The 13,692-nt window shown below is 70.7% G+C and carries 16 protein-coding genes; 7 read left to right on the forward strand and 9 right to left on the reverse strand.

The genetic code is table 11. From position 1 onward, the window contains the following. Window positions 1-2: 2 nt before the first annotated feature. Genes ABFY20_RS12070 through mftA form a run of 4 tightly spaced genes read right to left on the reverse strand, consistent with a single transcriptional unit; the run spans window position 3 to window position 2,551 of the window. Entirely contained in the window at window positions 3-812 is an 810-nt protein-coding gene (locus tag ABFY20_RS12070) for a mycofactocin-coupled SDR family oxidoreductase (RefSeq protein WP_171704415.1), read from the reverse strand. A 57-nt stretch (window positions 813-869) separates the two neighbouring features. Then, a complete protein-coding gene (gene mftC / locus ABFY20_RS12075) occupies window positions 870-2,159 on the reverse strand; it encodes a mycofactocin radical SAM maturase (RefSeq protein WP_368496493.1) in 1,290 nt (429 codons plus the stop codon). Next, window positions 2,156-2,431 carry a mycofactocin biosynthesis chaperone MftB gene (mftB, locus tag ABFY20_RS12080; protein ID WP_368496494.1) on the reverse strand — a complete coding sequence of 92 codons (276 nt, stop codon included), beginning with the start codon at window positions 2,429-2,431 and terminating at the stop codon, window positions 2,156-2,158. The genes mftC and mftB overlap by 4 nt, the downstream gene beginning before the upstream one ends. 9 nt (window positions 2,432-2,440) lie before the next feature. Continuing rightward, window positions 2,441-2,551: a mycofactocin precursor MftA gene (gene mftA, locus ABFY20_RS12085; protein WP_368496495.1), complete on the reverse strand. Its 111-nt coding sequence runs from the start codon at window positions 2,549-2,551 to the stop codon at window positions 2,441-2,443. 94 nt (window positions 2,552-2,645) lie between these two features. On the opposite strand from mftA, the gene mftR reads away from it, so the two are divergent. From mftR to ABFY20_RS12105, 4 genes are all read left to right on the forward strand, one after another. After that, the gene (gene mftR / locus ABFY20_RS12090) at window positions 2,646-3,272 is read left to right on the forward strand and encodes a mycofactocin system transcriptional regulator (protein WP_368496496.1); all 627 of its coding nucleotides are present in this window, start codon (window positions 2,646-2,648) and stop codon (window positions 3,270-3,272) included. A 7-nt stretch (window positions 3,273-3,279) separates the two neighbouring features. Next, window positions 3,280-4,926: a GMC family oxidoreductase gene (locus ABFY20_RS12095; protein WP_368496497.1), complete on the forward strand. Its 1,647-nt coding sequence runs from the start codon at window positions 3,280-3,282 to the stop codon at window positions 4,924-4,926. A gap of 78 nt (window positions 4,927-5,004) precedes the next feature. After that, complete coding sequence (locus ABFY20_RS12100) at window positions 5,005-5,751, forward strand: class I SAM-dependent methyltransferase (protein WP_368496498.1); 747 nt, start codon at window positions 5,005-5,007, stop codon at window positions 5,749-5,751. Between the two features lie 79 nt (window positions 5,752-5,830). Then, on the forward strand, window positions 5,831-7,270 hold the full coding sequence (locus ABFY20_RS12105) for an LssY C-terminal domain-containing protein (protein ID WP_368496499.1): 1,440 nt from the start codon (window positions 5,831-5,833) through the stop codon (window positions 7,268-7,270). On the opposite strand, the gene ABFY20_RS12110 is transcribed toward ABFY20_RS12105, so the two are convergent. From ABFY20_RS12110 to ABFY20_RS12125, 4 genes are all read right to left on the reverse strand, one after another. After that, window positions 7,245-7,607 (reverse strand): hypothetical protein, encoded by a 363-nt coding sequence (locus ABFY20_RS12110; RefSeq protein ID WP_368496500.1) that lies wholly within the window; start codon window positions 7,605-7,607, stop codon window positions 7,245-7,247. The two genes, ABFY20_RS12105 and ABFY20_RS12110, sit on opposite strands and share 26 nt — an antisense overlap. 119 nt (window positions 7,608-7,726) lie before the next feature. After that, complete coding sequence (locus tag ABFY20_RS12115; protein ID WP_368496501.1) at window positions 7,727-8,698, reverse strand: diacylglycerol kinase family protein; 972 nt, start codon at window positions 8,696-8,698, stop codon at window positions 7,727-7,729. A 41-nt stretch (window positions 8,699-8,739) separates the two neighbouring features. Continuing rightward, on the reverse strand, window positions 8,740-9,624 hold the full coding sequence (locus ABFY20_RS12120; protein WP_368496502.1) for a hypothetical protein: 885 nt from the start codon (window positions 9,622-9,624) through the stop codon (window positions 8,740-8,742). A gap of 82 nt (window positions 9,625-9,706) precedes the next feature. Then, entirely contained in the window at window positions 9,707-10,348 is a 642-nt protein-coding gene (locus ABFY20_RS12125; RefSeq protein WP_368496503.1) for a hypothetical protein, read from the reverse strand. A gap of 95 nt (window positions 10,349-10,443) precedes the next feature. Between ABFY20_RS12125 and ABFY20_RS12130 the strand changes: the two genes are divergently transcribed. From ABFY20_RS12130 to ABFY20_RS12140, 3 genes are read left to right on the forward strand one after another with little or no spacing between them, the layout of a single operon-like run. After that, window positions 10,444-10,767, forward strand: a complete 324-nt coding sequence (locus ABFY20_RS12130; RefSeq protein ID WP_368496504.1) for an ATP-dependent DNA ligase — start codon at window positions 10,444-10,446, stop codon at window positions 10,765-10,767. A gap of 56 nt (window positions 10,768-10,823) precedes the next feature. Beyond that, window positions 10,824-11,444 (forward strand): TetR/AcrR family transcriptional regulator, encoded by a 621-nt coding sequence (locus ABFY20_RS12135; protein ID WP_368496505.1) that lies wholly within the window; start codon window positions 10,824-10,826, stop codon window positions 11,442-11,444. Window position 11,445: 1 nt separating this feature from the next. Beyond that, window positions 11,446-13,086: an MDR family MFS transporter gene (locus ABFY20_RS12140; protein WP_368496506.1), complete on the forward strand. Its 1,641-nt coding sequence runs from the start codon at window positions 11,446-11,448 to the stop codon at window positions 13,084-13,086. Between the two features lie 6 nt (window positions 13,087-13,092). Here the strand turns inward: ABFY20_RS12140 and ABFY20_RS12145 are convergent, their stop codons facing one another. Next, the gene (locus ABFY20_RS12145; RefSeq protein ID WP_368496507.1) at window positions 13,093-13,674 is read right to left on the reverse strand and encodes a TIGR03086 family metal-binding protein; all 582 of its coding nucleotides are present in this window, start codon (window positions 13,672-13,674) and stop codon (window positions 13,093-13,095) included. Window positions 13,675-13,692 lie beyond the last annotated feature (18 nt).

The following is a 13,692-nucleotide window of genomic DNA, read 5'->3' on the forward strand; positions in this document are numbered from 1 at the left end:
GTCTAGAACTGCGTGTTGCCGGCGTCGACCGTGAGCTCGAGGCTCGTGACGTACCTCGACTCGTCGGAGGCGAGGAAGAGCACGGCGTTCGACTGGTCGACCGGCTCGGTGATCTCGATCGGCAGCAGGTTGGCGAGCATGCCGCCGAGCTTCGGGTGCGCCTCGAGCAGCGGGCCGAAGGCGCCTCCGCCGAGCGTGCCCATGGGCGTGTTGACGCCGGTCGGGTGGATCGTGTTGACGCGGATGTTGTACTCGGCGAGCTCGGTGGCGTAGGCCCGCATGAGCCCCACCACACCGTGCTTCGCGGTGACGTAGGCCGAGAGGAACGGCAGCCCCTTGATGCCGGCCGCGGAGCTGGTCATGATGATCGAGCCGCCGCCGTTGTCGATGAGGTGCTGCGTGCTGAGCTGGAGGGTGTTCCAGACGCCCTTGAGGTTGGTGCCGATGGTCTGGTCCCACACCTCCTCCGAGGTGTCCTTCCAGTCGGCGATCACGCAGATGCCCGCGTTCGCCACCACGATGTCGAGCTTGCCGAGCTGGGCGACGCCCTCGTCGATGGCGGCCTTCATCGCGGCCCGGTCGCGCACATCCGTCTTCGTGGCGATGATGCGACGGTCGAGCGCCTCGACCTGGCGCACGGTCTCGGCGAGGTCCTCCTCGGTCGAGGAGGGGTAGTCGATGTTCGGGATGTGGTCGGCGAGGTCGACGGCGATGATGTCGGCGCCCTCCTCGGCCAACCGCACCGCGTGGCTGCGGCCCTGCCCTCGCGCGGCGCCCGTGACGAACGCGACCTTTCCTTCAACACGCCCCATTGCATGCTCCTTCCACTCCATCACTCCACGCGGGCCGTGTCTCGGCCCGTGGTCTTGTCAGCCCTCGGGCCGGAACCCGGCGAGCGGGTTCTCCTCGCAGGCACTCACCGGTGGCCGGTCGGGCCGGGTGAGGGAGAGCGTGATCGGCACGGCGCGGCTCTTCTTCGTGCTGATCAGCCCGCTGCTCACGGGTTTGCCGTCACGCCTCGGCCCGCGCACGGTCGAGTGCGAGTGGTCGCCGTCGGGCTTCGGGATGCTGTCGGCCTCCTTGCGCTTCTCGAGCGCCTCCTCGCCGAAGCCGCGCACGCACTCCGGGTCGGGGCCGTCGAGCGGCAGCCCGGTGAAGAACTTCGCGGCCATGCAGCCGCCCTTGCAGGAGTCGAAGAAGCTGCAGGATGCGCAGGCACCGCCCGATTGCGGGATGCGCAGGCGGGTGAACAGCTCGGAGTGCCGCCACACCTCCTGGAACCCGCCGGGCTCGCGCACGTTGCCGGCGAGGAACTCGTCGTGGATCGCGAACGGGCAGGCGTACACGTCACCGACCGGGTCGATGAGGCACACCACCCGGCCCGCACCGCAGAGGTTGAGACCGGGAAGCGCCTCGCCGTAGGCGGAGAGGTGGAAGAAGCTGTCGCCCGTGAGCACACCCTCGCCGTTCGCGACGAGCCAGTCGTAGAGCTCGCGCTGCTGCGCGGGCAACGGGTGCAGCTCGTCCCACACGTCGGCGCCGCGGCCCGACGGCCGCAGGCGGGTGAGCCGCAGCTGGGCGCCGTAGTGGTCGGCGATGGCCTTGAACTCGTCGAGCTGCGGGATGTTCTGCCTGGTGCACACCACCGAGATCTTGAAACCGGTGAACCCGGCATCCTTCATGTTCTGCATGGCGCGCATCGCCGTGGCGTAGGAACCGGGGCCGCGCACGAAGTCGTTCACCTCGGCGGTGGCGCCGTCGAGGGAGATCTGCACGTCGACGTAGTCGCTCGCGGCGAGCTTCTCGGCCACCTCGGGGGTGATCTTCACCCCGTTGGTGGAGAACTTCACCCCGACTTTGTGGGCGGTGGCGTAGTCGACGAGCTCCCAGAAGTCGCTGCGCACCGTGGGCTCGCCGCCACCGATGTTCACGTAGAACACCTGCATGCGCTCGAGCTCGTCGATGACCGCCTTGCACTCCTCCGTGCTGAGCTCGCGCGGATCGCGACGACCCGAGCTCGACAGGCAGTGCACGCACGAGAGGTTGCAGGCGTAGGTGAGCTCCCAGGTGAGACAGATCGGCGAATCGAGCCCGTACTCGAACAGGTCGACCAGGCGAGCCGCCTTCGCGGGCGGGCGGGGTGCGTCGAGGAGGGTCATTGCTGCCTTTCGATCACCATCTGCGACACGGCGAGCGTGCCCAGGGCTAATTGGTAACGGGGCATGTCGGCATCGCCGATGCCCGCACGGGAGAACGCGTCGCGGAGCGTCGCCGACCCGGCGAGGCCCTCGACCGCCGCGAGGAGCGCGCGGTCTTTCAAGAAGGAGAGCTTGCGTGTTCCGAAGTGGTAGAGCAGAGCACCGAAGGGCTCAGGGCGCACCGACACCTGCGGATGCAGGTCCCACGCGCTGTCCAGAGGCGGCGTGGTCATGGCGTCGGACTAGTAGACGCCGCACATGCCGTCGATCGACACCTCTTCGACGAGCGAATCCTCGACGACCGACACGTCGTCGTTCACGGTCTCGGTGCTGGCCACATCACGGTCACTCATGGGATTCTCCTCATGGTCGTATTCGTCTTCTTCGTCGAATCGCGGCGATAGCACGATACTAATGACACCGAGTGCCGAATGGAAGGGGGCAGACGTGACCGACGCGTCGGAGACGCCCACCACCGCCCCCGCGCGAGTGGGCAGGCAACCCTCGACCAGCCGGGCCGAACTCAGCCACATCGCCTTGCAGCTCTTCCTCGAGAACGGCTTCGACGCCACGACGATCGACCAGATCGCGGCGCGGGCAGGAATCGGGCGGCGCACCGTGTTCCGGTACTTCCCGTCGAAGAACGACCTGCCCTGGGGCGACTTCGACCTGCTGCTCGACCGCATGCGCGCCCACCTCGCGAGCATGCCCGCCGAGCTCCCCCTGGTCGACGCGCTGCACGCCGCCGTGGTGGAGTTCAACCGGTTCCCCGTCGAGGAGGTGCCCTACCACCGCCAGCGCATGGACCTGCTCCTGAACGTCCCCACGCTGGTCGCCCACTCGACCCTGCGCTATGCCGCCTGGCGAGCCGTGATCGCCGCCTTCGTCGCGGAGAGACTCGGCGAACCGGAGGAGTCGCTGCGCCCGCAGGCCATCGCCTGGTCGTACCTCGCGGTCTCCCTCTCGGCCTACGAGCAGTGGCTGCGGCACGACGACGCCGACCTCGCGCTGCTGCTCGACGAGGCGGTGGCAGCGCTGGCCTCGACCTTCGACACCACCCGCGGCGACGGGTAGCCGCACGGTGAGCGCGCCGGCCGACGAGGTCTGGGACGTCGTTGTGGTCGGCGCCGGCGCCTCAGGCTGCGCCCTCGCTGCGCGCCTCGCCGAAGACCCGTGGCGGCGCGTGCTCGTGCTCGAGGCCGGCCCGGTGCCGGCGTCTGCCGGGGAGTTCCCCACCGACGCCCTCGATGCGGCGACGATCGCGGGGGCGGCACCCGGGCATCCGCTCAACTGGGCCTACCCTGCGACGCTCTACGAGGGGCGGCCCTATTCGCTCGCCCGCGGGCGGGTCGCCGGTGGCTCGACGACCGTCAACGGCGGCTACTTCGTGCGCCCGCGCCGGGTCGACCTCGACGGCTGGGCTGAGCTCGGCGGCACCGGATGGAGCTGGGAGGCCTGCCTGCCGGCTCTGCGGCGGCTCGAGGCGGATGCTCAGTACGGCACGGATGCGCTGCACGGCTCCTCGGGGCCCATGCCTGTCACCCGCGCGCCGATCGGGCCCGACGGTGACGGCGGCACCGCGACGGCATCGGCCTTCGTGCGGGCCGCACGGGCCGCCGGGCTGCGGTTCGAGGCCGACAAGAACGGCGATCAGCCGAACGGTATCGGCCCGCTGCCGATGAACCTGCGCGACGGCGTGCGCTGGAACGCGGCGCTCGCCTACCTGCTGCCGCCCGTCGGCCGGGCGGCGGGGCGGCCGAACCTCGAGCTGCGCGGGGAGGCGACGGTGCGGCGGGTGGTGCTGCAGCCGGGCGGCCCCGGTGCGAGCGCTTCGATGCCGCGCGACCGCCTGCCGAGCACGCCCAGGGTCGTGGGCGTCGAGGTGGCGAGCGGCGGCACAGTGTCGATGGTGCACGCGCGCGAGGTGGTGCTCGCGGCCGGAGCACTCGCCACCCCGCTGCTGCTGCTGCGATCGGGAATCGGCCCGCGCGACGAACTCGACGCCGCCGGTGTCGCGTGCGCGGTCGACTCGCCCCGGGTGGGGCGGGGGCTGAGCGACCACCCGCAGGTTCCGGTGACCTGGGTCGACCGGTCGCTTCCGCCGGAGCACCGCGTGCCGAGCCTCGAGATCGTGCTGAACACCGCGGTGGGCGACGCCGGTGACGAGGTCGAGGTGCTGCCGCTCACGCGGCCGATGGACGAGCTGCTGACGAGCGCGGAGTCCGCGACGCCACAGGGAGCGCTCGACGCGCCCGGCTCCGCGCGGCGGCTGACGGCGCTGGTGGCGCTGCAGACCTCACGGGCCAGGGGCAGCATCCGTCTCGTCGCGGGAACCGACGGACCCGAGCCGCGCATCGACCTCGGCTACCTCGACGACCGGCTCGATCGCACCGCCCTGCGTGCCGGGGTGCGGCTCGCCGTCGGCCTGCTGCACTCCCCCGCCTTCGACGACGCGACCGGGGTGCAGCCCGAGCCGGCGGTCGTCGGTGACGACGACTCCCTCGACGCCTGGCTCCTCGACCACCTCGGTACGGCCTTGCACAGCTGCGGCACCGCGGCGTTCGGCGGACCATCCGCCGTGACCGACGGATTCGGGCGGGTGAACGGGGTGAGGGGGCTGCGCATCGCCGACCTGTCGATCGTGCCGACGGCTCCCCGGCGCGGCCCGGCCCTCACGGCGGTGCTCGTCGGTGAACGCGTCTCCGATTTCCTGCGCTCGGGGCACTGAGCGTCGAGCGTCGAACCGCGTGAGCGCGGCGCCGGCCGTGCCTGCTGCGCCTGCTCGGCCCCGTGCCAGACTGGCGGCATGAAAGACCAGCAGCACGCGCGCGTCTTCGGCACCGAGGCCACGGCCTACGAGCTCGGCCGGCCGGGGTACCCCGTCGACGCGGTCGACTGGATCCTCTCCCACGTCGACACCGACGAGGGCACCCCTCCCGACGTGGTCGACCTGGGCGCCGGAACCGGCAAGCTCACCGCCTCGTTCGTCGGCCGAGCCGCATCCGTCACCGCCGTCGAGCCCGACGTCGCGATGCTCGCCACCCTCGAGGCCCGTCTGCCCGGTGTGGTCGCGCTCGAAGGCTCGGCCGAGGCCGTCCCGCTCGGAGCCGCATCGGCCGACCTGGTGACCATGGCCCAGGCCTGGCACTGGGTCGACCCGGTGGCGGCGAGCGCCGAGGTGGCGCGGGTGCTGCGGCCGGGCGGGGTGCTCGCCCTGCTCTGGAACGTACGCGACGAGGGCACCGAGTGGGTGGCGGCGCTCAGCCGTACCATCGGCTCGTCGATCGCCGAGGAGTTCGACACCGTACGGCCTCCCCTGGCCGCGCCACTGCGCCGCGACGCCTACGCCCAGTTCACCTGGGTGAACCGCCTCGACCGAGAGCAGCTCGTCGCCATGGTGACCTCGCGCAGCTACGTCATCGCCATGCGGGCCGCAGAACGAGCGGCCCTGCTGGCGTCCGTCGACGAACTCATCGATACACACCCGCAGCTGGCCGGGCGTGAGCGGTTCGAGCTGCCCTACCTGACGAGGGTGACGCTCGCCCGGGTCTGAGCGGCGAACCCGGCGGTGGCGGTCAGCCCGCGGCGGGCGGCGCGCCCGCGGCGGGCGGCGCACCGGATACCCTGTCCCCATGCCCGACACCCTGACGGAGGCCGACCCCTCGGTGCACGACGCCCCCAGGCGCCGACGAGGCTTCTCGATCAACGCCGTGTTCGACAACGTGTTCTTCGTGGTGGCCGGCGTCGCCTCGATCTGGCTCGCGTATCTCGTGCTAACCCAGGGCTTCGCCTCGGGCTGGGCCCAGATCTGGTTCTACCTGGTGTTCTGGGTGCTGGTCGCCTACATCGCGCTGCCGCGCCTTCACCGCATCCTCACGAACATCTACGTGCCGAACTACTTCATCGGCCGCACTCGCACGAGCGACGGGCTGCTCGGCGACCCCGTGAACCTCGGCCTGCTCGGCAGCGAGGAGCAGCTGCACACGGCGATGCTCGCGGCGGGATGGACGAGGGCAGACGACCTTTCTCTGCGGAGCGGATGGCGCATCGTCACCTCCACCCTGCTCCGGCGCAGCTACGACGAGGCCCCGGTGAGCCCGCTCATGCTGTTCGGCCGCAACCAGGACTTCGCCTATCAGCAGGAGGTGAAGGGCAACCCCGCCAAGCGTCACCACGTGCGCTTCTGGCGTTGCCCCGAGGGCTGGCTGCTGCCCGGCGGGCACCAGACCGACTGGCTCGCGGCGGGCACCTACGACCGCGCCGTGGGCTTCTCGCTGTTCACCCTGCAAATCACGCACAAGATCGACGAGAACACCGACGTCGAGCGCGACCACATCGTGACGACGGTGCAGGCGGCGGATGCGGTGGTCGGCGTGCGGGTGCTGAAGGACTTCGCCACCGGCTACCACTCACGCAACGGCGGCGGCGACTCCATCGTCACCGACGGCGACCTCCCGGTGATCGACCTGCGGCGGGTGACGCCGTCGGCAGCGGGGGTCGCCGAGGTGCGGGCGCCCGTGCCGACCCCGCACGACGATGTCGCCGGACGAGAACCCCTGGCCTCGAAGGTGGTGCGCCGACCCGGCCCGACGGTCTTCGGCGGCGTTGTCGTGCTGCTGCGGGCCTTCGTTCCCGTGCTGCTCGTGCTCGCCGTGCTGCTCGACTGGTCGGCGGTGCGCGACGCCATCCAGCTCGACACCGGCTCGGAACTGCCCGCGGAGGTCGACCGCGATCTCACGCTGTGGATCCTCGTGGCGGGCGCCATCGCGTTCGGTATCGCCGAGTTCCTGTTCGGGCTGTTCGTCTTCCTGGGGAGCAACGTGGCGCGCATCCTGGTGATGTCGTTCAGCGCGATCAACATCATCATCGTCGCCGTCGATCACATCGACGGCAGGGTGCAGATCACCCTCGGAACGAATCTCATCGGGCTCTCGCTCGACATCCTCATCCTCATCGCGCTGTCGAGCAGCCGGGCACGGGACTACGCCAGGCGCCCCCGCGAGAAGAGGCGGAGCACAGGCGCGGGCCGCGCGCGAAGCGTACCCGTCACGCAGCGATCATCGAGAGGCTGACGCCCGCGACCGAGAGTGCCATGACGGCGCTCGCGAGGGCGACGTTCGAGAGCATCGACTCGGTGAGGCGCGAGTGACGCGCCCCCTGCTCGGCTACGCCCATCGCCTGGGCGAGGTCGCTGCAGCTGCCGAGCCGTCGCCCGGTGGGGCCGGTCACGACGAAGTGGCCTTGGGTGTACTCGATCATCCCGGCGTACTCGCCACGGCGCGAGCCCACCCAGAGCTTGGCCTCGGGGCTCGCCCACGTCACCTCGACGGCGACGGGGGACGCCTCGGCGGCGACCGGGGACACAGCGGCGTGCGACCGCGCTGCACGGATGTCGGTGACGAGAGCCATCGTTGCTCCACTCTCCACTTCGTCTGACTGATTATTAGAAAGACTAGCGACAAGTTCGGCGAACTAAAGGGGCTTGCGCGGCGAGTCGAGGTCGAGTATGCGCTCGGGCGGGCCTCCGCTCAGGCCTCGGCGGGCACCCTCACGATGAGCGAGCCCGCGTCGACCCAGGTCTTCAGCGCGACGGCCTTGCCGAACCCGTCGCCGTCGAGCTCGATCTCCTCCGGCCGCTGCAACCGCAGCGTGAGCGACGACCCCTTGAGGTAGTTGAGCGCCCGCACCTCCTTGGTGAGGCCCATCAGCTTGCGGCCCACGGTGTTGCGCCGCAGCACGCCGTTCTCCCAGAACACCTTGACCATGATCTGCACCCAGCCGATGAACCCCTCCGGCCGCAGCACGACGATGTCGAACTCCCCGTCGTCGACGGCCGCATCGGGCAGCAGCAGGATGTTCGCGGGCAGGGAGCCGCAGTTGCCGATCATGATGGTGTGCGCCCGCACGCTGCGGTTGCCCTTGCCGTCGAGGTTGTAGCGGATGCGCAGCTGGTTCTTGTCGCGCAGCACCTGGACGATCGCCTTCACGTAGGCGAGCCAGCCCACCTTGGCCTTCAGCTCGTCGTCGGTGGCGGCGAGCATCTTCGCGTCGAGCCCCAGCCCCGCCATGACGAGGTAGGCGTGCTCCGACACCGAATCGTCTTCGTGACGGATGCGGATGACACCGAGGTCGATCGGGCGATCGGCGCCGCGGAACGCGGTCTCAAGGGAGTTCGCGGGGTCGTCGAGGGTGAGCTCGAGGTTGCGCGCCAGGAGGTTGCCGGTGCCGGAGGGCAGCAGCGCGAGCGGCACGCCCGAGCCACGCAGCACCTCGGCCACCGAGCGCACGGTGCCGTCTCCCCCCGCGGCGATCACCAGGTCGACCTTCTCGGCGAGCGCTTTCTTCGCCTGGCCGGGGCCCGGGTCGTCCTCCGTCGTCTCGAGCCAGAGCGTCTCGCCCCAGCCCGCCGTCGCCTCCTCCGCCGACACGGCCTCGCGCAGGGCGTCGAGGTCGACTTTCACGGGGTTGTACACGAGGGCTGCGCGCGGCGGGGTCGTCATGGGGCCGACCGTACCAGGAGTGGGGTCGCGATGGTCGGTGATCAGAGTTCGGGGAAGCCGTCGCCGAACAGCGCCCGGAGGTACGCCGAGGCGGTGGCGGCGTCTCCGTCGAGATAGGCGTTGATCGCGCCCCGCGAGCTCGACGCCGCGCGCTCGACCGGGTAGCCGGCCTCGATGGCCCCAGCCAGCCGCGGCGCCGCCCGCACGGGCTGCACCAGCGACGGGCTGGACGGGTCGGGCACCGGCACCAGACCGGCGTCGGAGAGCGCCTCCCACACCCAGCACAGATCCCACAGCCGGTTGAACGACGGCTGCTGCAGCGTCTGGCGCAGGGCGACGGTCTCGAGGTAGTACGACGAGACGGGCACGTCGAGGCGGTGCTTCCAGGCCAGGAGGAGTCGCACCAGCTCGCGCACCGAGCCGTCGATGTCGATGCGCGAGAGCAGCACGCCACGCGCCGCGGGCCGGCACAGCACCCAATGCCGGGCCGCGTCGACGACCCAGACCGCCGCCGCGGTGGCACCCGGCGCATCCGGGCCCCCGCCGGTCGCGTGCTCGTAGGCGGGCAGCAGACGGACGCCCGGAGTACCCGTCGCGGCGTCGGCCGTCATCACGAGGGAGTCGCTCTGCACCGTTGCCGCGGGCGACCCGGAGGTCTCGAGGCCGGCGAGCATCGTCTCGAGCGCCTTCGCCGGCGAGCGCGGCCGCGACCCGCGCAGCACCACGATGACGTCGAACAGGCTCGACCCCGCCACCGCCGTGCCGTGCGCGAACGACCCGGCGTCGACGGCGCTGAGGGCGAGGCCGTCGGCCAGGAGCGGCGCCACCAGCGCGCGCGCAACGGCGGCAGCCGCGCGCGCCTCCGCCTCAGACGGGCGCAGACTCGCGGCGAAGCCCGCGAGAGCATCGGCGACCTCATCGATCACGGCGTCCTCCTGCCACGAATGTACCCCTCACCCGGCGCCGGCCGACAGGTGCGCTGCCGTCGCGACGCAGGAGGGCTGCGCGCTAGCGCGAGGAGCGACGGCGTGCCTGACGGCGACGGCCCTCGGCGAGATCGTGGAGGTCGAGCTCCTGCAGCAGGCGCATGCGTTCGACGCGGTCGCGAGCGTAGTCGTCGTCTCGCGCCAGCCCCTCGACGCGGCGGGTGTCGTCGAGGCGGGCGGTGAGCTCGCGGGATATCTCGTCCCAGGCGCGGGTGCGGGCCTCCTCCACCACCTCGGCCACGATCTCGGGCTCGAGCGCGTCGCTGCGGAGCCGCCGGGCGACCTCGGAGTAGACCGCACGCCGGGCGACCAGCAACTCGACGTCGCGCGACTTGTAGTCGTGCTCGTGACGGGCCACGCCGGGATCGCTCATGACCTGCTGGATGAGCTCGCTCGCGTGCTCGGCGTTGCGCTCCTGCTCCTCGGCCAACTCGCCCGCCACCTCGGAGTAGGCGCGGGCCGCCTCATCGCGGTCGAACGGCAGGTCGTCGCGGAGGGCCGAGACGATGAGCCGGTTCTTCAACGCGAGCACCGCCGAGAAGCGGGCGATGAGCAGGCCGTCGGCGATGGCTGCGTCGATCTCCTCGCGAGGAACCGGAGGAGGGGTGGCGATCGGCTTCCCGGTGGCGATCCACCGCGGACCGCCTCCACGCTTGCGCGCCATCACACCCACCTTTCCGTCTGCTTCAGGATAATCGCCCGCGGTCCGAGGGACCGATTCAGTATCATCCGGTAAGACATCGCGAGGGAGGCATGCCTGTGGGAACGCTGATCTACGGCCCGCACGGTTCGGAGTTCGAGTTCGACGACAGATTGTTGGCGCACCTCAGGGTGGTCATCGTCACGAAGTTCAGGCGCCGGGAGTCGTTCACCCTCAGCTGGGAGGTGCACCGCGACAGCGGGGGCGGGCGCATCTCGCTCTGGCTCGACCCGTCGATACCGCTGCAATTCCACTTCCGCGGCAGTCGCGAACCGGCGCTCAACCGCGAATGGATCGAGAACCTCGCCACCATCGCGGGCACGACCACCGGGCTCGTGCCGCTCGACGAGCCGAAATCGCCGGCTCATTCCTCGGTGACCTGATGCCGAGCTAACTTTTCGCATTGCGAAAAGTTTCTCTCTGTGCAAATATTTTCACCGTGACCTCCGAACCGGGCCTGCGCGAGCGCAAGAAGCGCGAGACCGCGCGGGCCATCGAGGCCGCGGCGGTCGAGCTGGCCGCCGAGCTGGGCCTGGCCGAGACCACCGTCGAGGCAATCAGCGCCCGTGCCGACGTGACGAGTCGCACCTTCTTCAACTACTACGCCAGCAAAGAGGATGCGGTGCTCGGTACCTCGCGCGCCTTCCCTCCGCCCTCCCTGCGAGAGCTCGTCTGGCGGCCCGGCCTGTCGCTGCGCACGGTGGTGCTCGACGCCGTGCGCGAGCAGCTCGCCGGCTTCGACGTCGGAGACCCGGCCCTGCAACTGAAGAAGCGCGAGCTGGCCCAGGCCAACCCGCAGCTGCTGGCGAAGGAGTTCCAGTCGCTCGGTGCGATCGAGACCGACTTCGCCGAACAGATCCAGCGCCTGCTCGCCGAGGAGGGTCGCGTACCCGCCGACGAGCGCGAGGAGCAGGCCTGGGCGATCGTCATCTTCTCGGGGGCCGTGCTCCGGCTCGCCGCCCACAACTGGAGCCGTGAAGGCGGCCACCTGCGACCTCTCACCCATCACATCGACGACGCCCGCGAGCTCCTGCTCGCGGTGACCGCCCAGGAGACCTGACATGACGACCGACCCGACGACCCGCACCGGTGAGCCGCCCGCCGAGCCCACCCGCGCATCCGCCCAGCCTCACGTGCTCACGAAGCGCCGGGTGAACCTCATCTTCGGTGCCCTGATGGTGGCGATGCTGCTCTCGGCGCTCGACCAGACCATCCTCGGCACGGCACTGCCCACCATCGTGGGCGAGCTCGACGGAGTGAACCACATGCTCTGGGTGGCCACGGCGTACATCCTCGCCTCGACGGTCGTCATGCCGGTCTACGGCAAGCTCGGCGACCTGGTGGGGCGCAAGTCGCTGTTCGTGCTGGCGCTGTCGGTCTTCGTGCTCGGCTCCGTGCTCGGCGGCTTCGCGAACTCGATGGAGTGGCTCATCGCCGGCCGGGCCGTGCAGGGCCTCGGCGGCGGCGGCCTGATGATCCTGTCGCAGGCGATCATCGCCGACGTCATCCCCGCCCGCGACCGCGGCAAGTACATGGGCTTCATCGGCGCGGTGTTCGGGCTCTCCTCCGTGGCGGGTCCGCTGCTCGGCGGTCTGTTCACCGACGTGCTCAGCTGGCGCCTGGCGTTCTGGATCAATGTGCCGCTCGGCATCGCCGCGATCGTGCTCGCCGTCATGCTCATCAAGCTGCCGAAGTTCCCGGATGCTCCGAAGCCCGTCATCGACGTGGCCGGCATGATCACCCTCGCCGTCGCCGCCTCCGGTCTCGTGCTCACCGCCTCGTGGGGCGGCACGGAGTACGACTGGGACTCCCCCGTCATCATCGGCATGATCGTCGTCACCGTGCTCGCCGCCATCGCCTTCGTGCTGGTGGAGCGCCGGAGCGCCGAGCCGGTCATCCCGCTCTCGCTCTTCGCCAACCGCAACTTCACGCTCACCACCCTCGCCGGTCTCGCCATCGGCATCGCGATGTTCGGCGCCATCGGCTACATGCCCACCTTCCTGCAGATCGTGAACAGCGTGAACGCCACGGTGTCGGGCTTCATGCTGCTGCCGATGCTCGGCGGCCTGCTCGTCACGGCGATCGGCGGCGGCTTCCTGGTGTCGAAGACCGGGCGCTACAAGTGGATGCCCATCGTCGGGTCGTTGCTCGTGGCCGGCGCTCTGGTGCTGTTCTCCACGATGAACGCCGAGACCCCGCTTCCCGTCATCCTCGTCTACCTCACCGTGCTCGGCCTCGGCCTCGGCCTCGCCATGCAGGTGCTCGTGCTCGTGGTGCAGAACTCGGTGCCGCACAGCATGGTGGGCACGGCGACCGCGGGCAACAACTTCTTCCGCGAGATCGGCGCCTCGCTCGGCTCGGCCATCGTCGGGTCGCTCTTCGTCGCGCGGCTCACCGAACAGCTCACCTCCTCGGCCGGGTCGCTCGGCGCGGGCGCCTCGGCCCTCCCCACCGACACCAACGCGCTCACCCCGGCGGCGATCAACGCGCTGCCGCCCGAGCTGCACTCCTTCATCGTCGACGCCTACTCCACGGCGCTCAGCCCGGTGTACCTCTACCTCGTGCCGCTCATGCTCGTGGCCACGCTGCTGCTGTGCTTCGTGAAGGAGATCCCGTTGGCCACCACCGTCGTGCAGGCCGAGGGCGGGGCGCCGGCGCCTCCGGAGGCCGCCGCCGCGGGCGCCGCCGCCGAGACCGCGTAAGCGGGGTCAGCGCGGCGGGGTCGCCAGCGCCGGATCGCGGCCGATGAACGCCATCAGCTTCGACTCGGGGTCGGCGTCGGCGCCCACCGCGACCCTCGGCCCGTACTGGCCGGAGGCCCGGAGCATCTCATCGAGCGGCTCCATGCCGGCCAGCAGCTCGCTGCAGACCTCGGGGTCGAGGCGGGCGGGCTGCCCGGTGGCTGTCGCGAGGTCCCAGCTGTGCAGGAAGACGTCGGTGACGTAGAAGCGGTCGATCGCCTCGCTGAGCTGCAGCTCGCCGATGTGCGGGTTGCTGAACGGGGCGGCGGATGCGCCGGGGTCGTCGAGCACGGCCTGCACGTGGCCCGCGTGAACCCGCCAGGCCTCCGCCGGGTCGTCGTCGGACGACGGTGCGGGCGGGAGCACGAGGTCGCTGCCGCCCGCGACGAAGGCCGGGAGCCAGGTGACGAGGTGACGCACCACGTCGCGGGCCGCCCATCCCTCGACGGGTGCCGGAGCATCCCACCCCTCGGCGGAGACCGCCGCGGCGAGCTCGGCGAACCGGCCCGCCACGGCACGATGACGGTCGGCTGCACTCGTCGGAAGCATGCCGCCACCGTACCCCCT

This window comes from Herbiconiux sp. A18JL235 (genome assembly GCF_040939305.1).
In the GTDB taxonomy this organism is placed as follows: domain Bacteria; phylum Actinomycetota; class Actinomycetes; order Actinomycetales; family Microbacteriaceae; genus Herbiconiux.